Origin of the sequence: Novipirellula aureliae, assembly GCF_007860185.1 — a bacterium.
Taxonomy (GTDB): Bacteria; Planctomycetota; Planctomycetia; order Pirellulales; family Pirellulaceae; genus Novipirellula_A; species Novipirellula_A aureliae.
The window spans coordinates 484,202-507,598 of sequence record NZ_SJPY01000002.1 but is presented as its reverse complement, the minus strand read 5'-3'; the positions used below and the strand labels follow the sequence as shown (position 1 = coordinate 507,598).

Sequence of the window (23,397 nt, the reverse complement as noted above, 5' to 3'; positions counted from 1 at the left end):
AAAAATAAACCTCGGCAAAACAAGCCGTTTCACCGAGGCGCAGTAGCAGCGTCTCTCCGAGACGCTGAACCGCACAAGACGCTGAACCGCACAAGACGCTGAACCGCACAAGACGCTGAATCACACAAGACGCTGAACCACACAAGACGCTGAACCGCACAAGACGCTGAGGGGTGCGAGTCTCGGAGAGACTCGCCTACTTAGACGCTGAGGGGTGCGAGTCTCGGAGAGACTCGCCTACTTAGAACTCTCCGAGCCATTGTATGGCCGCTTTGCCGGTCACAGGCGCGTCGCAGGTGAAATGCTTGCAGCGGTACACCGTCGGAGCCGCATCGATCACGCTGCGATCCTCATTCAATGCCACGACTGGTTCTGAATCAAACGCATCGCCAATCACCCAGGAGAGTGTCGCATGCGGATGGAAGTTCTTTAAAAGATCCGCTCGAACGTTTTTCATCGCTTCTTGGTCAGGAACGGCCACCACGATTTGCTCTGCATCGTTTCGGTAGCGATCGAGGGCCACTACCAGGGCCGCGCAGGCAGCCGATTGAGTTTGCAAAATATCGTTCGCTAGTCTCAGCGTCTGCTCTGCGGCAATTCGATAATCTTCTCGATTGCACAGTCGAGACAATTTCAGCAGTGCCATCACTGCGGAGGCATTGCCGCTCACCAGGCTACCATCGTGCCAATCCTTCGTCCGTGTGATTAGCGTTTCGGAATCGTTGGACGTATAGAAAAAGCCGCCCAGCTCTTCGTCTTTGAATCGTTTGATCATTGTATCGGCCAACTGAACCGCCCGATCGATGTATCGAGCTTGCCCGTTCGCTTCGAAGAGCGACACGAGCGCCTCGATTGTGAATGCGTAATCATCCAAAAACGCGGCAAGGTGCGATTTACCTTGACGAAATGCGTGCAACAAATTACCGTCGTCCGTGACCATTTGATCGAAGGTGAACTTTGTAGCCCGCGTTGCAATTTCAATATAATCAGGCCGATCGAGAACGCCGCCAGCGACTGCGAACGCGGAGATTGCCAGAGAGTTCCAGGCCGTCAGAATCTTGTCGTCTCGCCCCGGATGCACTCGTTTGTCACGCTCGATACGAAGCTTCTCGCGATTTCTCGCCAACTGAATATCCAGATCGGGCATCGCGAATTCTTCTGCATAGCTTTCGAACGAGCGCGGTAAGTTGGCGATATTGTTACCTTCGAAATTTCCTTCTTCGGAAATGTCGTAGACCTTACAAAACCGTTCGCCTGCTTCCTCTCCGAGGATCTTCTTCACCTCATCTGGCGTCCAGACATAGTACTTGCCTTCGACCCCTTCGCTATCGGCGTCTTCGCTACAGTGAAACCCACCAGCCGGATCCGTCATTTCGCGGTCGAGATAATCGAGAATCTCGCAGGCGACATCGGCATGGCGTCTGTTTCCGGTTACCTGGAAAGCTCTGACGTATTGAACGGCCAGCAGTGCATTGTCATAGAGCATTTTTTCGAAGTGAGGAACCAGCCATTTGCTGTCAACGCTGTAGCGCGCGAAGCCGCCCCCGATATGGTCTCGGATTCCGCCGCCCGCCATTCTGTCGAGCGTCAATTCCGCGGCATCGGCAAGTTCTTTCTCACCCGTCGTGACGGCGCGCGTGAGCAGTAGATTGATGTCGGTTGCGTGTGGGAATTTCGGGGCTGCGCCGAATCCGCCATCTTGACGATCGAGAACTTGCAGCAGACGAGAGGTGGAGTTGGTGATCACCGCTTCATCGGCAATCGACTCTGGTTCCATCTCGGTCCCGAGTGCTAACACTTGAAGCGATTCGGTAATCTTTGCGGAATGCTCTTCGACATCACTGCGGCGATTCTTCCACGCCTCCGCCAGTGCACTAATGACATCGACAAAGCCAGGCATCCCACTTCGCTGAGTCGGTGGCCAGTACGTTCCAGCATAAAACGGTCGCATTTGGTGATCTAAAAAGACACTCATCGGCCACCCGCCACGGCCCGTCATCAGTTGGACCGCATTCATGTAGATCTGATCGATATCGGGACGTTCTTCGCGATCGACTTTTATCGAAATGAAATGCTCGTTGAGATACTTCGCGATCGACTCGTTCTCAAAGCTTTCGTGCTCCATCACATGGCACCAGTGACAAGCTGCGTAGCCGACCGACAAAAAGATCGGTCGGTCGGTTTCCCGAGCTTTCTCGAAAGCCGCGTTGCCCCAGGGATACCACTCGACAGGATTATTTTTATGCTGGAGTAGGTAGGGGCTTAATGAATCAGCCAAGTGGTTCATAAGGCAGGCTTGGTTAGTGGATGGTTGGAGGAAAGCCTTGAGGCGGTATCGATGTGACGCTTGGATGGGCTAAGTAGGATGATGCATGTGATTCGTCGTCATTCTGAGTAACTTGTTAGAGCCCAAGCGTTTGTGTGAATCCTTGGAGAAACACTCAACGGGTGAGCCGGTTTGCCGTTAGCCATGGTTTGCACAACCCATCACGGAGCCATGGCCAGGGCCAAAACGGCTCATGAATAATCGGAGCTAAAATCGATACGCCAACGGGGTTGGAGAGCAGAGCTTCCCCGGTAGGGGCGGTAGAGACTTTAAGCCACCGTGCCACCACGAAGATCACGCAAGGTGGACGCCCTATTCGTCGGACGCATCACCATCGGAATCCGCTTCTGCGTCGTCAGTGACTTCTTCGACGACTGGTTGATCATCCTTGTTTTCCGAGTTCTCTTCGGCCACGGGTTCGTCTGGATCGGAGTCATCCTTGATCGCCTCATCCGCGGTCGCCTCATCCGAGGTCGCCTCGTCGGCATCGACATCGGCGTCGGCATCGGCATCATTATCCATCGACTCGCCCGCTTGGAGGTCATCGGCGTTCGTTTCCGCCTTGGCAGCCTGCTCTGCCTTCTTTGCTTCCGACTTCTCCTTCATTTTCTGCATCGCTTCACGCTCTCGTTCCATCTCCTCGGCAGCTTGGCGTTCGCGTTCGAGTTCAAGCTGAGCCAGTTCTTGTTTACGTTTTTCGGCCCGTTCTTTCTGCGTTTTGCGGACTTCTTCGTAAACTTCTGAACTGACTTGCTCGTAGGTGCCCATCATTTCGACGAACGCAGCGAGTGGGAAATCGTCAGCCATCTCTTCGCTATCGATTGCGACGGAATAGCGGCGAATCGATCGCAATAAATCTTCGGCTGAATCATCGACGGTAAGGATCGGGTAATCGTCGAAAATTTCTGCCCAAACGGCAAATGCTTGTTCGTAAAGGTCGATCGCCTTATCGAGTTCAGCCTCTTCGTTCGCCTTTTCGGCTTCGTAGATCAGGCGTCTTGCTTCGACGGTCCGTTCTTCCTGTTCGGCTTGTGTAAGCGTATCCCAGTAGGGGTAGTTGATCTGTTTTCGATAGCCGTCTGTTTTCACTCGGCGTTCTTCGATATCCTCGATCTCATCTGCCAACTCCATCGCTCTCATGCGGTCTTCGGGAGCCGCTTTTTTAGCATAGGGCATCAGGTTGGGCTGCCATTGATTTTCAATTCCTGGCAACTCTTCACCCGTCAATTTGCGGAATTCTTCGAGTCGCAGCGCCTTCAGCCGGACCAGTTCGTCGAGTTGCCCCAGTTTGATTGTAAACGCAGCGGTTGTCGGGACACTTCGCTGGCCAAATTCTTGCCAATCCTGTGCTGCCATCTGCCACGCATTCTGCGCCCGTTCGTCAAGAACTCCTTCGTCCTCAATCGCCTCGGAATGTTTGATTCGCCATTTGGGTCCGGTTTCGTAAAAGTTGAGCGGCGTTTGCCGGCGAATTTTAACGCCGGAGTCGACAATATCGTAACCATGTCGTAGCCACAATCGTCCCACCAGCCAATTATCGGGTTTGAAGTATGGCCCGCGTGCCTCGGGGCTGTCGACGGCGATCCCTTCCTCGAGCAATTTCCCATGCAACACTTCGTCATCAGAAAAGAGTTTACGGAATTGAACCTTCTCGTCCGACATACCCATTTTTGAGCCGTAGAACCATCCGGTGTACCAGACCAAACGGGGTGCATTGCGATTTTGGCGAACACCTTTGCTCAGGAATTCGGTACCTTCACGCACCATTTCATAGCGTTGACGATAGTCATCGAATTCGGTCGAAACGTTGTAGGCCAAATTATGCGCTTGGTGCTCCCAGACTTTATCAAAGTGCGGTTGCAGTAGCGAGATATTGTTTAGGGTTGCCTTGTAGCGATCCCATTCGTGGGCGACCTTGTAGTGATGAGCTTTGTTCCACAACAAGGTTGCGGCAACGCCACGCATTCCGAGTGACGCCAATTTCATCGTCTCGCTCGCTGGGCTGATTTCGCCCAGATCGCTTTCGGCGATATTGAAACGGTTACGCATCTCGGTTAGTTGGCCGCCCGAATCACCTGAGCCGCCGCTTGGCTGTCCGAGCAAGAAAAGCGGAACGAGCATCGCCAACATGGCGACCAAGTAAATAAGTTTTCGACGAAGTGCTGTAGTTCTCATGCAGCGATCTCACGCGATTTCAGGAAAAAATAACTGACAAGGAATGCCAAAATACAGTAGCCCAGGGTGGCGGCCGCATGCCGCCCGAGTAAGGCTCCGAAAATATCAAAACCGCTTGCTGCGTACTCAGCCGTGCCGACCATTTTTGGCAGGTTCGGTAGAGCGGTTGCAATCGCGTCGAGCGAATAAACGATTCCTGCGTCGACCGTTTTGATTACTTTGCCAGCAACCTCGTCGACGTCAAACTGAGTCGTCATCGCGTCTTGCTTCAAAATCCGGATCATCGATTCGATCGGCCCACCGCCGCGTTCAATCCCGGCATCGATGTAGTACCGCGTGTCGTAGACTTGCTCGGCAGAAAACCCCAGCAGGACACAGACAAACGTGGCGACCATCGCAACAGGACCGCTCAAGAACGTGCTAAACATGACGCCAAACGCGATCACCATCGTCATTTGCAGCCAAATCGAAATATAGGCTTTCGTGAGGTTCCAAGCAAAACTGTTTTCGCCTGCTCGCAAGTACACGCCGCTCTTGGTAACGCCCAGATATTGACTGCTGTCCAAGCATCGGATTTGCACGATCATATCGCCCTGTTCGTCGACAAATGCGTCGAACACGTTTACCGTGTCGTCTTCGTCATCGACTAAACCGGCTAGCAATTCTTCCGACGCCGCATCGCTGACATCGGGTTCAATTCGAAGGGGGATGGTTTGCTCGTCAACGGTGTACTCGTCAACATAGAAGGTAATCGGAACGCTGCGAATTGGTTTGGTTGGGTGCTTTAAGGTAATCGAGCCGCGAATCCCCGTTTCGATATCACCTTTGTAAGAACGGTAAGCACGGATCGACATGTCGAGCGGTATTCGAATGGGATACTGGTTCGCGTCGACATTGTGAAACGTGAACTCGGCCATTCCAAGTGTGCCACCTTCGACGTACCCGTGCTCGATGCGTCGCGGACCTTTTGCCACACCGACTAAACGTGAAATACCCGCATTGCCGTAACCTTCGGCAATCTTCTCATTCCCGACGTCGATTCCCGCATCCTGCGGATTCCCTTGGCGATCGTAGAATTGAATATCGCCGTAGGAAGGGATTCTGGCTTTCAATGCATCGGCAACGGGACCGATCTCGAAATCGCCTTCCTCGTCGCGAATGACATAATGACGGTGTCCGCGAACCATGTCGGTTAAGCCGCGACCGTTTGAATCAGGGTCGATCGAAAAGGTGTGTCTATGGCCAGCGACATAGTCGGTTTCACCCTCAAGTCGACCGTTACTCAACTCTTGAACTTCCGTCACTTCCAAGTGGTTGTGTCGAATACCACGCGTCACGAACAAGTAGCTGGCAAATCCCATCGGGATTAGCATCATCGTTCCAACAGCGACAAACCCAAGCATTCGACCAAGTACGATTTCGGTTGCACGAACAGGCTTGGTCACGATCGTGTAAATCGTTTTGCTCTTGATGTCCGCTGGCAACGAGAACGCACTGATGAACAAGGCGAGAGCCAAAATCAAATAATTGGTCGCCGTCAAAACGAAGCTGATGTAAAGCCGTGCTGGATCATCGCTTTCAGGATTCAAGTACCATCCGGCCAATAACAAGCCGACGACGAACAAGCCGACGACGAACAACACTTTGCGGCGGATCGCTTCCTTGAAGGCCAAACGTGCCAAAGCGAAAACGCGGCGTGGGGAGGTGCCGGGAAGATCAAAGCGGATTAAATCACGAACGACGCGGGCGACGGCATAAAAGCCCTCGCTCGGCCCATAGCGGGCTGCCGAAATCACGTAGCCGACCATCAAGCCGAGCACGATTGCCAAGGCGAACAAAACGATGCCCTGTAATAACGCACTTTCCAAGAACGCATTGGGGCGGAACAGCCATTCATAGAATGACCAAAAATCTTCTGGTTGAAGCGTCATGAACCAGCGTCCTCCGATGAATCGCTGTCCGCTTGGCTGCCACTCGCTTGGCTGCCACTCTTGGCTCCGTCCGCGGACACTCGCCGTGCTCCTGGACGGGCCTCGCTTTCACGCACGATGTTGAGGAACAAATCCTCCATCGTCGCGGTTGGATTATCGATCGATTCGACGGTGCCACCATGTTTACGGATCAAATCGGCGATTTCGGTCTTGGCCACGTCGGACAACCCGCGAGCGTGAACTTCGGTGACATCTTGAACTTTCAAAAGGTCCGAAACCCGCCCGAGCTCCTTCAATTCTCCCTGGTGCAGAATTGCAACCCGATCGCAAACGTCCTGGACGTCCGCCAATTGGTGGCTGCAAAGCAAGACTGTCTTTCCTTGGTCGCGAAGGGCCAAGATCAAATCCTTCATCTCGCGAGTCCCAATCGGGTCGAGTCCTGTGGTCGGCTCGTCGAGCAGGATCAGGTCGGGGTCGTTAATCAAAGCTTGCGCCAACCCGACTCGGCGAGTCATCCCCTTGCTGTACTCCCGAAGTTGGCGATGTTTGGCACCTTGCAGCCCGACCAACTTGATCAACTCGTCGACTCGGCGTTTGCGGTCCTTGCCCGACATGTTGAACAAACGACCGTAAAAATCGAGTGTTTCCTCGGCGGTCAGGAACTTGTAGAGGTAGGATTCTTCAGGCAGATAACCAATTCGTTCGTTTTTGCTGGTTTCTGAAGCATCCTTGTCGAACACCAGCACCCGTCCACTAGAGGGGAACAGCAAACCGAGAATCAGTTTGATGGTCGTTGATTTGCCAGAGCCGTTGGGCCCGAGTAGCCCGAAAATTTCGCCTCGGCGAACCTCGATATCGAGGGATTTAAGGGCACTGACTTTCTTTCGGCCCCAAAAATCGCGAAATATCTTGCTCAGATTGCGTGTTTCAATTACCACGCCCGCATCGGTCGTTCCGGCCGAGTCCGTTGCGGGAATGGGATCTTGGGCTTTTCCCTCAGTTGAGGCTGCTACAGGTGCATCGGTATCCACGAGCAAACGCTTCCGTTATCGAAAAGTGGAATAAATCAAGGAAGAAAACGATTTCTTCAACGTCTACGCCCGCTTCGAGCAAAGGGTTCGAAACTTATTTTGGGGGCCGAGTGTGGCCTAGGCTTCCAGCCTGGCCTACGTGTTCTCAACGGATTGCAAATCCGCCTACAAAAAGCTTACAACCTTACAACGGCATCGCCGCAAAAACATCGCCTAGGTTTACCAGGCCCGGGACCTGCCCCCCCAGGCGGGAAGCCCGGGAACCGCCTCCCAGGCTGGAAGCCCGGGAACCGCCCCCCCAGGCTGGAAGCCTAGGCCACCTAAAACACCTCCACGCTACTTCTCCGCAGCGACTGCCTGTGACTCAATTCAAGAGAGACCCGCTTCACAACGATGCAAATGCCTCGGCAGACGCCGGCAGGGATGCCGCGTACCAGCAATCGATTTCTTTCCTTTACGATCGAATCAATTACGAAGGGGCTGCAGCGACCAGTTCGAAGTATCCATTTCGGCTCGGACGTATGGCCGAACTTGTTGAGCGGATCGGGTTGGGGCACTACTTGTTCGACCGGACGCAGAGCATTCGCAGCTGTCCGCCGAAGCCACTGATCCATATCGCAGGCACAAAGGGTAAAGGGTCGACCGCTGCGATCGCCGCGTCGATTTTGACGGCAGCAGGTTATCGAACAGGTCTGTATACTTCGCCCCATTTGAATGAACTTGAAGAACGGTTTCGCATCGATTCGGTCCCCTGTCCCAAATCGACGTTTGTCGAACTTGTCGACGAAATTCGCCCTGTCGTTGCGTCGATGGACAAACAAGAGGGATTGCAGCCGACGTTTTTTGAGTTAACCACGGCACTCGGGATGCTCTATTTTGATAAGCGAGCGTGCCAGGCAATCGTGCTTGAAGTTGGTCTTGGCGGTCGGCTCGACAGTACGAATGTGTTTGCATCCTCCGTAGCGGTCATCACGAGCATTGGCCTGGACCATCAAAACGTGCTAGGCGATACCCTCGAGGAGATTGCGGCGGAGAAGGCGGGCATTATCAAAGGTGGGATTCCCGTTGTTTCGGCAGTCCTGCGGCCAGCCGCCGCCGAAGTGATTGCTCAAAAGGCGGCCGTCGATCGCTCGACCCTCTATCAGCTTGGTCGTGACTTCGATGTCGAAGCAACGATGGAGAATGATTGGGGAAGTGAAGTTGTTTTTAAGTTCAAAGCCGGGTTCCAACGCCAGCCAAATCGCATCGATCTTCGCGCCCGGTTGGCTCTCGAGGGAGCCCATCAACCGGGGAACGCCGCCGCGGCGATCGCAGCGATCGACCGGGTCGATTCACCGCCATTGATGGTATCGGAGGAAGCGATTCGCCGGGGCCTTGCCGACGTGACCTCTGCGGCCCGGATCGAACGCTTTGATTTGCCGCGATCGATAACGGGGATCGTCGATGCTGCTCACAACGAAGATTCGATTGCCGCGTTGGTCGCTGCCTCGAAGAGTCGTTTTGCGAGCCAGCCGCTCACGATCGTTTTCGGTGCCAGTCGCGACAAGAAGGCGGAGGTGATGCTGGGGCTACTCTCACCGATCGCCGATGCTCTGGTTCTGACACGCTATCAAGGTAACCCTCGCTACCGTGACCCCCATGAACTCTTTGCGTTGCTACCGCAGACCATTCGCATTAAAACGATCGTGATTGACGAGCCTACCGCTGCGTGCGACAAAGCCTTGTCCTTGACGGTCGATGGCGGCGTATTGGTCGTGTGCGGTTCGTTCTTCCTAGCCGCCGAAACTCGCCCCTGGATGTTAGCAAAAATGGGAGCGGGGACGCCAAAACAAAGTGTATTCGATGATTGATAATGATGCCGTTGTGTTTGGACTATTGATGGTCATCCTGGGACTGATCTTTTGGACCAGCAGCTGTGACCATTGGTTTTTCAGAAGGTTTTACTCCCTCTTTCCAATGTTGCTGCTTTGTTACTTCGTGCCATCACTGCTATCGTTGTCGGGGTTGGTCGATCCGGAGACATCTAATCTGTACTTCGTCGCGACGCGGTATCTATTGCCTGCTTCGCTCGTCCTATTGACCTTGAGCATTGATCTTCGCGAAATCATAAAGCTGGGAAACAAGGCGGTCATCATGTTCTTGACGGGAACCGTCGGCGTCGTTCTCGGTGGTCCCTTGGCAGTTCTAATTGTCGGAACGTTTGCACCCGAGTGGGTTGGCGGCAGCGATTCGTCTGCCGTTTGGCGCGGGCTTTCGACGGTCGCCGGAAGTTGGATTGGTGGTGGAGCGAACCAGGCGGCAATGAAGGAGATTTTTAATCCTTCCGATGAGTTGTTCAGTGTCATGGTCACGGTCGATGTGATCGTTGCCGAAGTTTGGATGGCGTTTCTGCTTTTGGGAGTCGGCAAGTCGAAAGCGATCGACCGCTTGCTGAAAGCGGATGCGTCGGCGATCGAGCACTTGACGAACAAAATGGAAACGTTTTCTCGTGAAACCACCCGAGTCCCCACGACGACCGATCTTTTTACAATACTCGGTTTTGCGTTTGGGGTGACGGCCGCGAGTCATTTCGCAGCGGATTGGATCGCGCCATGGATTCATGAAAACGCACCCAAACTGGACCGGTTTAGCTTGGACTCATCGTTTTTCTGGCTCATCATTTTAGCGACGAGCGGCGGGGTCATCTTGTCGTTCACCCGGGCTCGACAATTCGAAGGGGCCGGTGCATCCCGCGTCGGTTCGGTATTCATTTACATTCTGGTGGCTACGATCGGGCTGAAGATGGACGTGTCTGCAATTTTCGAAACGCCCGAGTACTTTGTGGTGGGCGGCGTGTGGATGCTGATTCATGTCTTGTTGCTGTTTCTTGTCGCTTGGTGGATTCGGGCACCTTACTTCTTTTTGGCGGTAGGCAGTAAAGCGAATATCGGTGGTGCCGCGAGTGCGCCCGTGGTCGCAGCTGCGTTCCATCCGTCCCTCGCACCGGTTGGGGTATTGTTAGCGGTGGTGGGTTATGCGCTCGGTACCTATATGGCCTATGTTTGCGCGTTGATGATGCAAGCGGCCTCGATGTAAGAAGCGGTAAACTTGCTCGTGCGGATCAAGCGAAGGATTTCCGCCTATTGCTCCCCTCTTTCTCTCTCCGTTTCGCGAGATCATGCCGTTTTCGCGAGGTCGTGCCGCTTCAATGGGCACGCGATAATGGGCACGCGATTTGACTGGAGTCCCCAGCGATCAATACTCAACTTCAACGCCGACGTAAGGAGTGAAACCGGGTGATAAGACAACCGTTGGACCGTAAGTATCATCGGCAGGCAAACGCAGGTTCAAATGCTCGTAGTAGTTCTTGTCAAACAGATTATCGATACCGCCCGTGATGCTGACCCGATCGCTTGGGCGGAGATATCCACGAAGGTAGGAAACGCCGAATCCAGGGGTTTCCGTCTCGAGCGTGACCGGTGGCAAGCCGTCTTGCACCGAACGCAGGGTCCCGAGTCGGTCTTGACGTGCGGCCATGCGTAACCCCCATTCCAAACCCCACGCAGCATCGCCGCTGACGTCCGAAAGCCGAATTCCGATGCGGCCTTCGAGCGGCGTGATGCCCGACAACGGCTGGTGAATCACTTGGTCGCGGCCTTCTAGGTACGACAAACCTGCAAAGGTTTGCACTCCTTCCAAGAGATCCGCTTCACCATACATTTCGAAACCCATCATCGTAGCGTAGTCGGTGTTGAGGGCGGTCAATAGCCGAGCACCGAGCGGGTCGTTGATCGGGTTGGCTGCGTAAGTAACGTAGTCCAAGATCCAACTATGAAAAACACTGATGTGTCCGCGAACATTTTCGTAGTCGGCATCCAAGCGAGCATCGACTTGCCAGTTGCGTTCTTTTGACAATTCAGGGTTGCCGTTCACTCGACTAAAGCCACTCTGGATAATCGCTAGAAACAATCCGTCACTGTAGCGATCGGTTAGATTCGGCAATCGTTCCGCATAGCCGAAACCGAACTTTGTACGCCAATGCTTCGCCAAGTCGATGTCATTCATGAGGTAGAATGAGCCTAGGATATCCGATACATCTAAATCGCGATTCACGTTTCCATTGACATCTTTGAAATTGGAATTTTCCCCCAATTCCGCTGCATCGGCTTGCGTGGATGCAAAGGCCAAGCGGGCTCCCATCGCGATTCGCCAATCCTCGGTGAGACCTTCGGCTAATTCGGTGTAGACGCCAGGGTCGAATACCTCGGCGGTAGGCAATCCGGTTCCAAAAATTGGATCATCTATTTGGAACTGTGATAGGTCATAGCGTTCTCGGATTCTCTGTTGCACATAGCGGAAATCCATGCCCGCACCGATCGATGATTCTTCATTTATTTCGCGGGTCACGCCCGCACGGATGCCAGCGGTGGTTAGGTCGCCATCGACCTGGCCAAGGAACTCGGCGGATGACGGGATCGCGCGATTTGGGTCTTCTGACAAGGAGGCCGTTCGCAGCGCGTCGTCGACCCTTTGCAAGACGGGAAAGTTGTTCTTTCGTTTTGAGTCCATCGTCGTGTCACCGTCGAACTCCGTGTTGGATAACCAAGCGGTCATCCGGTACCCGAGACCCGTGCATTCGTTTCGATGGATTAGATTTTGCGTGATACCGTAATGCTTCAAATCATCGACATCAAAAAACTGGGCTGCGTATTCGGTTTCTCCTTGGTTTAGAAAAGAAAACTTTGTTTCCGAGTGGGTCTCGTCATCAATGTCAAAGCCGTAGCCGGAAAGGACGCTCAACGCACCGTAGCTACTAGGGATATCCAATCCGTTACCCGCATCGTAGTCGCTCCCTTTTCGATAGCTAACGTTTGCGTAATAGCCCGATCGGCGACTGCCACCAAGAAACGTAGCGGTGTTAAAGGTTTGGCCACCATTTGCTCGCACATGGGATCCGAGCCGGAGATGTTTTTCCTTGCCACCTTCGTAGCGGGGCGTTGGAAGCGAGGTGACATTGATGAACGAAAATCCGCTACCGTACCGCAACCCGTAGGGGCCGCTGATGACCTCCGTGCTACCGATCAAACCACTATCAAACTTGGCAAGTGCCGCATCGAGGTCGCCACGAACGGGGGTTTGAAAACCACCGTCAAGTGTTGTTTGAATCTGGCCCTCATAGTATCCTCGGACGCGAGGGTCAAAGCCGATCGGACTGCGGCGACGAGCCTTGACCGTCTGTGTCGTCGCGACATCAATGAGCGTTTGGGCAACATCGGGAAGCGTTACCAGATTGAAGGTGCTCGCGGGAACGATATCAAGCGGCGCAGTCGTAGCAGCAGCCGTTTGAACCTGGCCGGTAAGCTCTTCGAAGTTTGCCACTTCGGCAGGTGAATTGAGGCTGGTGCCAGCCGAACTTGGCAATTCAGGTTCGAGAAGTTCGGAGAGATCCAAGCGTCCCCCGAGTTCATTGGCCGTATTTCCTAGTCCCGTGAATTGACTCTGATCGACTCCAAAGTCGGCAGGCTGAGTAATCTCCGCTGGCGTCGACTCCGCCTGCACCAAGCGAATTTCTTCAGCCCCATCGCCGAAATAGTACTGGGCCTTTTTGAGCAGATAATACTCAGGCTCATCCGCTATGGATTGGGAGGAACGGTCCGTTTGGGATAACGAAGACACGAGGACACCGATGAAAACGAACACCCGAAAATAAAGTCGCAGTGACATACCGATGGTCCTCCTGACCACAACCCGATTCCATTCGTTTCGCATCGCTACGCCCGCCCAATCGGGCCCTTTCGAAGCGAATCAAAGGAGGAATGGCACCCCCCCGTACGGCCTGAATCGGCAAATCCTTTGGTGTCCGTTCAATCCAATTAGGTGAATCAGACGGATTTTTTGGATTGCACGGAAAATGCGGGGGATGCGTATTTTGTTCTGCAGAAATTGAATTGCAGCACGACAGGGCGTGTGAATTCGGCTATCCTGCATTAAACTGATAGAATAGTCGCTTTGTTTCAATTTGACTTTCGCGGCAGAGCGTAGCGAGAGTCGCCAAGATTTTCGCCCGAAACTCTTGCGAGTCCCACTACCCAAACCGCAAAATTGAAACAAAATTGAAACCAAGCGTCTGAAAATCCGTTATCCGATCAATCCTCCTTTTGAGTAGACACGCTTGGCTGTCAGCGATTCCACCTCGGTCCGCTACCAACAATCCGATCCGGATGTCCGTTTGATGTTGCGCGTCAAAGAGGATGACGCGGGGGCGTTTGAAGAATTGGTCCGCCGCTACGAGGCTCGGTTGGTGCGATTGATGCATGCATTAGGCCCGCGGCATGATTTGGCCGAAGATTTAGCTCAGGAAACCTTTCTGCGGGTCTATCGATCGAGGAAACGTTATGAACCGGGCGCAAAATTTTCGACGTGGTTGTTTACGATTGCCGGCAATGTCGCTCGGAATGCAAAACGCTCCGTTTCACGCCGCCGCGAGGTCAGTGAGGTCGACGCACCGCGAACGGAGAATGCGGCGAGCGATGCGCAAATGCTGGCGTCCACTGCCCTCGAAGCAAGCGGCCTGATGCCAACGCGGCTGGTCGAAGGAGACGAACGAGCCGAGATTGTGCGAGTCGCTGTCTCGTCATTAAGTGATCGACAACGAATGGCGCTGATGTTGTCACGATTCGAAAACCTAAGTTATGCGGAGATCGCTGAAACGATGGATTTGACCCCCAAAGCGGTCAAGTCGCTATTAAGTCGTGCACGTGTCAATCTAAAAGAAATTTTGCAGCCCTACATCGAAACGGGCATGATTCCAAGGGAGGTTCACGATGATGAGCGATAGCGAGCGTTTGTTGTCGGACGATTCCCCCATCGACCCCGATGATGAGTTACTTGTCGCCTATGTCGATGGCGAACTTTCCATTCCCGATCGCGATGCGCTCGAGCAACGGCTTTTGAACGATGAAGCGTTGCGTCTACGGTTGCAGGCGTTACAGCAAGGGTGGGATCTGCTCGATAATTTTTCGCCGTCAAACCCAAGCGAACAATTGGTCGAGTCGACGATGGAGTTGGTGGTCGCCGATTTGGTGAAGACGAAACCGAAACCCACATCGGCCATGGGACGAAACCGCTGGGCGATTGGCACTGCGTCCATTACTTTTTGTGCGATGATCATCACCGCCGCAGCTATCTTTTCGATTCAGCACTCTCGCTACAACCGAGAACTTATCGATTTAGGCTTGGCAGAGAACCTCGATGCGTATTATGACGGTCGAGACCTGCAACTGATGCGAGATCTGTCGCTCAATGATTCGTGGACGAACATGATTGCGACGCTGAAGGAGGTCGGAAGTTTGACATTGCCGACGCCGTTGGTTGCCGACAAACCGATCGCTGAACGAGAAGCGACTCTTCGAGAGTTGCCGCTTGCCGATCGCGCGGCTTTGGATGCTCGCTGGAAACGCTTTACACGACTCGACGAGACCCAGCAGGAACAGATTCGTAAGACGGCTGATGCGGTCTCAAAAGCGCCCGACCCTCAGCGTCTACTCGAAACGATGCAAGCTTACACCATTTGGCATGAATCACTACCTAGCAATCTTCGCGATGGTATTAAGTCGGATAAAATGGACGAGCGACGCGAAGCTCTCAGGCGGGCCATCGAAGAAACGCAAATCCAAGCATCCAAGCAGTCCGGAAAAGTTTTGTCGGACGAAACCGTCGAACAGATTCAGTTCGCATTGAATCTGATTTTGAACCAGCGAATCGCTCTCGATCAACCCGAGCTATCTCGATTCCGATCTCGAATGAGGCGATCTGTCGATCCTGACCAGGTTGATCGGATTACCATTGCAGCAATCGTTTTTGGCAATCGTCTTGGGGCGAACGATTCGCGAGGTGGCTCAAACTCAGAACCACGTCCACCGCGACTTGGATTCTTACGCAACTCACGTGACCGTTTAGAACCATTGACCCGCGATGAATTGGCGATGATCGAGTACGTCTTGAGTGAAGAAGATCAACAAATGCTCGATACCATTGCGGGGGTTCCACGCAACCCAGTGATGGTCACCGAAACCTTACGCATTTGGGCCGAAGAGACCGTGATTCGGAACTTTCCGTCTCGCGAAAAGGATCATCGGTCTCTGCTCGATCGCTACGAACAAATCGATGACCCCGAGCAACGCGAGGTCCTTGATCTGTTACCACCGGCTGAAATGCTCGACCACTTGACGCCCTAATCTTCGGGCGTTTGACACCCAAACGCTGCATCCAATTTATCCGGGGCTAGGAAAAAAACGAGGCTAGAGTCTGCTTGAAGCCGTCCTTCGCCTGGTCCCTGACCCGACAGCACACGAACTGCTTCGCAGACTCCTATTTGCCTAACCCGGATTGTGTATGTGATTGGTCGTCATTTGAGTAACGCGTTGGAGCGAAAGAGGCTTAGAGCCAAAGCGTTTCTGTGAATCCTCGGAGAAACACTCTGTGAATGAGCCAGGCTAACGCTGAACCCTCGCTAACGCTGAACCCTCGCACTGCCGCCTTTAGCGAATGCCTCGACTTCACTCAGCGTGGCACGCGACACATCGCCAGGGAACGTGGTCAGTAACGCACCATGTGCCCAACCGAGCTTCAGGCTTTCCTCGGAGGATCGTCCATCGAGCAATCCGTAAATCAAACCCGATGCAAATCCATCACCGCCGCCGATGCGATCGATCACATCCAATTCAGCGGTCGGTGCAACGTATTGTTGGCCGTCGTGCCAAAGGACGGCGGACCACGAGTGACGATTGGTGCTGTGGACTTCTCGCAATGTGGTCGCAACCGCTTTGATGTTCGGGAACTTTTCAACCGCTTCATCGATCATTTTGAAGAAGTTTTGTGGATCGAGTTTGCTAGTGTCCTTCTTCTCAACATCTGGCCCCTTGACCCCAAGTCCCATTTGCAAATCCTCTTCATTGCCGACAAGCAGGTCAACATGTTTGGCGATTTCAGCGATCATTTTCTGACCTTGCTCGAGTCCACCGATCGAATCCCATAGCTTGGCACGATAGTTCAAATCGAAGGATCGAATCGCACCCGCTTCACCAGCCGCTTTGAGTCCTTCGATCACCACTTCCGCAGTGGTTTCCGACAAAGCGGCAAAAATACCACCGCTATGAAACCACCGGCATCCTCCAGCAAAAATTTCTTTCCAATCAAAGTCGCCCGGCTTTAACATCGCGCCAGCCTCGTTGGCTCGGTTATAGAATACGACCGGAGGACGAACGCCTTGGCCGCGATCACTATAAACGGTTGCCATATTTGGGCCGCGAACACCATCATGTTTGAATTGTTTGTAGAACGGTTTGACGCCCATCGCACGAACTTGACGACTTATCAATTCGCCGATTCCGTTGTTAACCATCGCGGATGCAATGCCCGTTTTCAACCCGAAGCAGGATGCCAAGTTGGCCGCACAATTGTACTCACCACCCGAAACGTGAATGTCGAAAGAGGTTGCGGTACGAAATGGAGTTACACCTGGATCGAGCCGGTGAACGAGTGCCCCGAGAGAAAGAAAATCGAGATCGGCGTTCGCCGCGGGAATCGAAATGGCTGCCATCAGTAAAGTTCCTTGTCTGTGTTGGTTAGATGATGTTCATAGTAGCCGAGTCTCTCCGAGACTCGGAAAACAGCGTCTCGGCGATACGCTGCTACGAGTTAGCGTCTCGGCGATACGCTGCTACGAGTTAGCGTCTCGGCGATACGCTGCTACGGTTTAGCGTCTCGGAGATACGCTGCTACGGTTTGGCGTCTCGGCGATACGCTGCTACGGTTTAGCGTCTCGGAGATACGCTGCTACGCTGCTACGGTTTGGCGTCTCGGCGATACGCTGCTACGGTTTAGCGTCTCGGCGAGACGCTGCTACGGTTTAGCGTCTCGGCGAGACGCTGCTACGGTTTGGCGTCTCGGCGATACGCTGCTACGAGTTAGCGTCTCGGCGATACGCTGCTACGGTTTAGCGTCTCGGCGAGACGCTGCTACGGTTTGGCGTCTCGGCGATACGCTGCTATGGTTTAGCGTCTCGGCGAGACGCTGCTATGGTTTAGCGTCTCGGCGATACGCTGCTACGGTTTAGCGTCTCGGCGATACGCTGCTACGAGTTAGCGTCTCGGCGAGACGCTGCTACGGTTTAGCGTCTCGGCGATACGCTGCTACGGTTTAGCGTCTCGGCGAGACGCTGCTACGGTTTAGCGTCTCGGCGATACGCTGCTACGGTTTAGCGTCTCGGAGATACGCTGCTACGGTTTAGCGTCTCGGCGATACGCTGCTACGAGTTAGCGTCTCGGCGATACGCTGCTACGGGTTAAATCGTAACGGACGCGAATCCGCCATCGATTGCTATATTTTGGCCTGTTACAAACGAAGATGCATTGCGATTGGCTAACCAGACAACGGCACCCGCTAATTCCTCTGCTTTCCCAAAACGGGCCATCGGCGTATGCCCGATAATTTGTCCCCCTCGCTCGGTATAACTGCCATCATCATTCAATAGAAGTTTTCGGTTCTGTTCCGCTGGGAAAAAACCGGGGCTGATGGCGTTGACCCGGACACCGGTCGTCGCCCATTCACGTGAGAGCCAAAGTGTCAAGTTAATCACGGCCGCCTTGGCAGCGGAATAAGCGACGACTCGTGACAGTGGGATCATTCCTGACATCGAAGCGATGTTGATAATACTGCCGACACCTGCGTCGATCATATCGGGTGCAAACACTTGGCACGGCAAAAGTGCCCCGCCAACGAGATTCAGATCAAAAACGTCTCGCCACGCATCAACAGGCAACTTGCAAAAATCTCCTCCAGGCGGAATGGTCGCCTCAGGGCGATTACCGCCCGCCGCATTGACCAGGATTGTGGTTGGCGATCCAGCCCATGCTTTTACCGCATCACGCATCACGGCCAAGGAGTCAGAATCGAGGCCATCGGCCGCGAAAAACTTTGCCTCGCCACCCGCGTCCGTGATCCGCATTGCCCGTGCTTCGCCACGCTCCGCATTTCGGCCCACGACGGCTACTTTGGCCCCAAACGTGCCCAAAGCCTCTGCCATCATCCCACCTAGTTCGCCGGTTCCACCAATGACAACCGCGACATCATCGTTCAGTTCAAAAAGTTGTTTATTCATCATGGGACGTAGTTTACCCCGTCCATAAATTGCTGGAAAGGTGCTTATGCTTATGCTTGTGCTTGAATCGACCCTGGGGCCTCCACCCGAACGAAGAAGCCAGCATCGAGGGAGCGACCGGACAAATCCTTTAATACCGATCGGCCGGAATCGAACGCGACCGAAAACCGTTTGGTAAGCGATGCTTGCTGAAAATATTTGATCACGTCCCCGGCAACGACTTGCGGTGAATGACCGGTTACCAACAAGCGAAAGCCCGCTGGATCGACAAGCCGAAGACAATTTTCCAATAGTGGCCAAAGGTCTCTTTCGATCCTCCACGTTTTCCCTTTGGGGGTATGCCCGTAGGCAGGCGGGTCGAGCACAATGGTTCCATATTTCCGCTCGCGGCGGACTTCGCGAGCCGTAAATTTCGCCGCGTCATCGACCATGTAGCGAATGCTGACACCGGCCAGTCCATTCGCATCGACCGATTGCTTGGCTGCGGCCACATTCGGCTTGGCGGCATCAACATGGACCACGTCATAGCCAGCAAGCGCCAATGCGATTGTGCTTGCACCCGTGTAAGCAAACAAGTTTAGGGCAAGCGGTCGAGCGTTTCCGACCGGCGGCGTTGGCCTTCTTTGCTGTAGCCACTTCCAATTCTCGAACTGTTCAGGAAAGACGCCAATATGGCCAAAGGGCGTCGGGTGTACGGGCATGCGAAAATTCCCGCAGTCAATCATCAAATCGGCCGGCCAAGGTCGATTGTGGGTCCACGCCTTACGGGGCAATTCATAGATCGATCGGTAAGTTGACCACCGATCTCTTAAGGCACGACGAGAAAGCTCCGCGGCAGGCGAAGGACGCACGATTGTGTGCCCCGACAAGGATTCGAGTTTTAATCCGTCACCAAAGTCAATCAGTTGATACACGAGCGGTTCATCAAGTTCGTAAATGGAGGGACATGGGTAGTCGAGCCGATTGATGGCCCAAGATCTCGTGCGTTGGGAACTCGATAAGATCCACTACCTCATTTTTCGGTTTGACGAAGCATTGTCGCTTTTGGGGATCCGCTTTTGCGTATCCGCTTTTGGGGAGTCGGCAGGCACGTCGGCATCCGTTGATCGGGTTGACGCGTGCTCGGGCAGCGACGCGATTGCAGTAGGGGCTTCTTGCCCCAGTGCCTTTTGTTCGGGTGCTTCGTCGAGCAATTGGTCTGCGACCGACTTTTTGTCATAGATGGGCCAGCCATCTTGGAACCGAACTTCGGCAGTATAGTCAACCGGAGGCCTTCGGAAAGAGTCATTTGGAGATTGTTTCGGATCCGTATCACCAAAGTGCACGATTTGGCTGCCAGCCAATTTGGTTCCTTCACGAATGGTTCCCGCTTGAAAGGGGCCAACACCCAGAACATAAGTGTCTTTCGCGCTAGCGATGGATTGACGCACGCCCGATTGCCAAACCGCTTTACGGGTTTCACGATCGTACGCAAATGCTGCGATCTTCGCAGCGGCTTCGCGAGCATCACGGCGTGCGACGGCAATTTCTGGAATCGAAGGAATCGAAGGTGCGTTCGGCAATAGCGATGCCGCGGATGAAAGCGAATTGTTTTCTGGGATTCCAAACGTGACCCGGTGGTCATCCGATCCAAGTGTCCCGACGCGTGGCTCAATGATCAAATCAGCCTGTTCGCTACTGTCTTGTAGCAAACAACCCGCACCCGCAATTTGTTGACGAAGGGCGCTGGTAATGTATGCGGCATTTACAAAGCTCGATCCTTTGACTTCTTTCAAATAGCTGGTGTCCAAGTACACTTTACGACCTGTCATCGGCCGAAAGTCGATGGCTGAAATGCTGCGATCAACCGCATTGCTCAAGACTAACTGCTCGGTCGCATCTCGCTCACGGGTTGTTCCACAGCCACTCAATAGAACGCCCCCAATCACCCAGACAATGTTGAGCAAAATTCGACGAATGGAGAGATGGCTTTGCAGGCGGGACATGATGAATGAGATCGAAGTTGGTTGAAACAGCATTCAAGAACCCATATAGCATGGCGGAAGCCGTTCAGGCCATAGCGATTCTGAGGGGCGATTCGTCAATTTGAAGATATCCAACCGCGTGGAGCCAAGTCATACCCGAAATGACATCGAGTGGCTTGGAACTCTCCCATACAGACTTTTGGAGTTGCCGAAAACGGCTAGTGGGCTGTCGATTTAATCGGTTTGACTCGACTTATTGTTTAACGACAAGCCGTAGGCGACCGCTTATGGAAAAGCTGACGCCTTCGGCTAAGCGTTAAACGATTAAATCAGCAGGCCGCTAACGGGCTGTCGATTTAATCGGTTTGACTCGACTTATCGTTTAACGCCAAGCCGTAGGCGACCGCTTATGGAAAAGCTGACGCCTTCGGCTAAGCGTTAAACGATTAAATCAGCAGGCCGCTAACGGGCTGTCGATTTAATCGGTTTGACTCGACTTATCGTTTAACGCCAAGCCATAGGCGACCGCTTATGGAAAAGCTGACGCCTTCGGCTAAGCGTTAAACGATTAAATCGACAGCCCGCTAACGCCAAAACGGCTAATACGCAGACTGTTTTTCGAGCAATGAACGTAAACGCTTGAAGGCGTAGACGTTTGCAAAACAATTTGCAAGCCCATGAATCATCCGGGCTAGTAAGCTGCGGCTAGAAGCCACCGCCACGAACTTCGTCGTAACGAAACGCTAGACGGTAAGATCCGCAATCCCTTCTAGGACGAGATCGGGGACGACGAAGTGCTCATGCTCTATCCACTTTGAGATGGAATCGGCATCGCCACCACAGAGCACGATTTTGATCCTTCGGCCTGATCGGTTTGTCTGCTGATACCGATCGATCAACCGATCAATCGCGGCAGTGACTCCCGTGAAAACACCCAAAGCAATGGCTTCACTCGTCTCTTTTGCCGGGATACGACCTGAGTGAACGACGCTCCAGTCTACCGGTGGCAACGCATCGGTGCCGAGCGTTAGGGCATTGGTTTGTAGCTGAAGCCCTGGAAAGATGGCACCGCCACAATAGCAATCTTTTTCATCGATATAATCGACCGTGACGGCGGACCCTGCATCGACCACAATGACCGGCTTTGGATGACGCTGCAGGGCTGCGTATGCCGACAACAATCGGTCGATTCCAACTCGCTCAGGATAATCAACGTTTAGAACCATTGGTACGTCGCGACAGCTAATCAAACGAATCGACCGCTTCCGAAAAGATCGCTCAATAACCGCTTTTAGCTGCTGAGCCGCTTGGCGTTGAACACTGGCAATTCGCCACTGCCATTCATCGCGCGGTCCTGTGGAGGGTCCGGTAGGCGGCTTTGAAGAGACCTCTGCGCAGACGCTCGACACCCAATCCAGAACGGATTCGGCCCAGTTTTGCTTTGAAATCGGAAAAGCGTTTCTTGGCCAAGGCTTCGCATTGGGCTGGACTTCTGCAGCGATTTGGTTTGAATCGGTCCGGATCAGAACTTTCGCGGCGGAATTTCCGATGTCGATGCAAACGAGTCCCGACCGCTCGTTCACGAATCGGGCTCCGATACATTTTGTTGGTAGAAAGCGTCATCATCAAAGTCTTTCGCTTGGTGGCCGCTCGACAATTCAGCGGTCGCTCCCGTTCGATGTGGCGGTAAACGCTTGGGCGGTTTCGCGGTCTCGTCTGGCTTTGCGATGTTGTCTCGATTCGAGGGGGTGATCGTTGCCGGGGCAGGCTTGATTTCCGAGTTTTGGGCTCGCCTTTGCTCGACGCGGTTCATGATTTCTTGCACGAGCGGTTCCAAGCCTTCGCGAGTCATGGCGCTAATCATGAACACTTCTTTGCCGGTTTGCTCCGCCAAAGTTTGGCAAATTTCTTCCGCGCCTGGCATTTCGCATTTCGTGACGACGATAATCTCTTCTCGCTCCCCGAGTGAAGTATCGTATTGAGTCAATTCACTGCGGATGGAGTGGTAATTGGCAACGGGATCGGTCGCGTCGACGGGGGCGGGTTCGACAAGATGAACCAGCAGCCCGGCCCGTTCGATATGTCGTAAAAACTCATGTCCGAGTCCGACGCCTTCGCTCGCGCCTTCGATCAACCCAGGGATATCGGCCAAGACAAACGAGCGTTCTAAACCAACCTCGACGATGCCAAGGTTGGGATGCTTGGTTGTAAAAGGATAGTCAGCGATCTCGGGGCGTGCCGCCGACAATTGGCTCAATAGCGTGCTTTTGCCCGCATTGGGTAGTCCCACCAGCCCGACATCTGCGATCGATTTGAGTTCTAAAATGACATCGCGAATTTCGCCCAACGCACCCATTGTCTTTTCACGCGGAGCGCGGTTGGTTGACGATTTGAACGACGCGTTGCCTCGCCCCCCCTTGCCTCCGCGAGCCGCGACGAACTGCTCGCCCTCGACGGTTAAGTCTTTGATGACAAAGCCGTTTTCGGCATCAATCACAGTCGTTCCGGTAGGCACCAACAAGATCTGGTCCTGCCCGTTGCGCCCGTACCGCATCGAGCCCTGTCCAGCGGTTCCTTTGGGGGCTCGAAAGAAACGGCGAGTGGCGAATTGAGCGAGGCTATTGACGCCATCTTGGGCTTGTAAGATCAAACTGCCGCCGTCGCCACCATCGCCACCGTCTGGCCCACCTCGTGGGACAAACTTTTCGCGACGAAAACTCATGCAGCCATCGCCACCTTTACCGGCTTGAAATTCCACACGAACGCGATCGACAAACATAGAGATATTGTGGTGAGGAGATAATTTCCGTGGCTGGGGCTTCCAACCCCA

15 protein-coding genes are annotated in these 23,397 nt (G+C 53.7%); 4 read left to right on the top strand and 11 right to left on the bottom strand.

Features of this window, described 5'->3' with window-relative positions:
- Positions 1–241: 241 nt before the first annotated feature.
- The 4 genes from Q31b_RS07695 to Q31b_RS07680 form a co-directional block, all read right to left on the bottom strand.
- Positions 242–2,287, bottom strand: coding sequence for a thioredoxin domain-containing protein (locus tag Q31b_RS07695; protein ID WP_146599094.1), 2,046 nt, complete (start codon positions 2,285–2,287; stop codon positions 242–244).
- A 351-nt stretch (positions 2,288–2,638) separates the two neighbouring features.
- A complete protein-coding gene (locus Q31b_RS07690; RefSeq protein ID WP_197171125.1) occupies positions 2,639–4,501 on the bottom strand; it encodes an IRE (iron responsive element) in 1,863 nt (620 codons plus the stop codon).
- Positions 4,498–6,432 carry an ABC transporter permease gene (locus Q31b_RS07685; protein WP_146599093.1) on the bottom strand — a complete coding sequence of 645 codons (1,935 nt, stop codon included), beginning with the start codon at positions 6,430–6,432 and terminating at the stop codon, positions 4,498–4,500. Before Q31b_RS07685 ends, Q31b_RS07690 begins: the two co-directional genes overlap by 4 nt.
- The gene (locus Q31b_RS07680) at positions 6,429–7,463 is read right to left on the bottom strand and encodes an ABC transporter ATP-binding protein (protein ID WP_146599092.1); all 1,035 of its coding nucleotides are present in this window, start codon (positions 7,461–7,463) and stop codon (positions 6,429–6,431) included. Before Q31b_RS07680 ends, Q31b_RS07685 begins: the two co-directional genes overlap by 4 nt.
- 359 nt (positions 7,464–7,822) lie before the next feature.
- Here Q31b_RS07680 and Q31b_RS07675 point away from each other — a divergent pair, with 359 nt between their 5' ends.
- Positions 7,823–9,313 carry a bifunctional folylpolyglutamate synthase/dihydrofolate synthase gene (locus tag Q31b_RS07675; protein ID WP_146599091.1) on the top strand — a complete coding sequence of 497 codons (1,491 nt, stop codon included), beginning with the start codon at positions 7,823–7,825 and terminating at the stop codon, positions 9,311–9,313.
- Positions 9,306–10,538, top strand: coding sequence for a DUF819 family protein (locus Q31b_RS07670; RefSeq protein WP_146599090.1), 1,233 nt, complete (start codon positions 9,306–9,308; stop codon positions 10,536–10,538). Before Q31b_RS07675 ends, Q31b_RS07670 begins: the two co-directional genes overlap by 8 nt.
- A 159-nt stretch (positions 10,539–10,697) precedes the next feature.
- Here Q31b_RS07670 and Q31b_RS07665 read toward each other — a convergent pair whose 3' ends face one another.
- The gene (locus Q31b_RS07665) at positions 10,698–13,166 is read right to left on the bottom strand and encodes a TonB-dependent receptor domain-containing protein (RefSeq protein ID WP_146599089.1); all 2,469 of its coding nucleotides are present in this window, start codon (positions 13,164–13,166) and stop codon (positions 10,698–10,700) included.
- A gap of 508 nt (positions 13,167–13,674) precedes the next feature.
- Here Q31b_RS07665 and Q31b_RS07660 point away from each other — a divergent pair.
- Positions 13,675–14,280 (top strand): RNA polymerase sigma factor, encoded by a 606-nt coding sequence (locus Q31b_RS07660; protein ID WP_146599412.1) that lies wholly within the window; start codon positions 13,675–13,677, stop codon positions 14,278–14,280.
- Positions 14,267–15,679, top strand: coding sequence for an anti-sigma factor family protein (locus Q31b_RS07655; RefSeq protein WP_146599088.1), 1,413 nt, complete (start codon positions 14,267–14,269; stop codon positions 15,677–15,679). The genes Q31b_RS07660 and Q31b_RS07655 overlap by 14 nt, the downstream gene beginning before the upstream one ends.
- Before the next feature lie 275 nt (positions 15,680–15,954).
- Here Q31b_RS07655 and Q31b_RS07650 read toward each other — a convergent pair whose 3' ends face one another.
- The 6 genes from Q31b_RS07650 to obgE form a co-directional block, all read right to left on the bottom strand.
- Positions 15,955–17,043 (bottom strand): sugar kinase, encoded by a 1,089-nt coding sequence (locus Q31b_RS07650; protein ID WP_231617382.1) that lies wholly within the window; start codon positions 17,041–17,043, stop codon positions 15,955–15,957.
- 744 nt (positions 17,044–17,787) lie between these two features.
- Positions 17,788–18,606 (bottom strand): SDR family oxidoreductase, encoded by an 819-nt coding sequence (locus Q31b_RS07645; protein WP_231617381.1) that lies wholly within the window; start codon positions 18,604–18,606, stop codon positions 17,788–17,790.
- Between the two features lie 47 nt (positions 18,607–18,653).
- Positions 18,654–19,517: a class I SAM-dependent methyltransferase gene (locus Q31b_RS07640; protein ID WP_231617380.1), complete on the bottom strand. Its 864-nt coding sequence runs from the start codon at positions 19,515–19,517 to the stop codon at positions 18,654–18,656.
- 93 nt (positions 19,518–19,610) lie between these two features.
- Positions 19,611–20,588: a DUF6655 family protein gene (locus Q31b_RS07635; RefSeq protein WP_146599086.1), complete on the bottom strand. Its 978-nt coding sequence runs from the start codon at positions 20,586–20,588 to the stop codon at positions 19,611–19,613.
- A gap of 722 nt (positions 20,589–21,310) precedes the next feature.
- Positions 21,311–22,150 carry a type III pantothenate kinase gene (locus tag Q31b_RS07630; protein ID WP_197171122.1) on the bottom strand — a complete coding sequence of 280 codons (840 nt, stop codon included), beginning with the start codon at positions 22,148–22,150 and terminating at the stop codon, positions 21,311–21,313.
- Complete coding sequence (gene obgE, locus Q31b_RS07625; protein WP_146599084.1) at positions 22,147–23,346, bottom strand: GTPase ObgE; 1,200 nt, start codon at positions 23,344–23,346, stop codon at positions 22,147–22,149. Before obgE ends, Q31b_RS07630 begins: the two co-directional genes overlap by 4 nt.
- Positions 23,347–23,397: the final 51 nt, after the last annotated feature.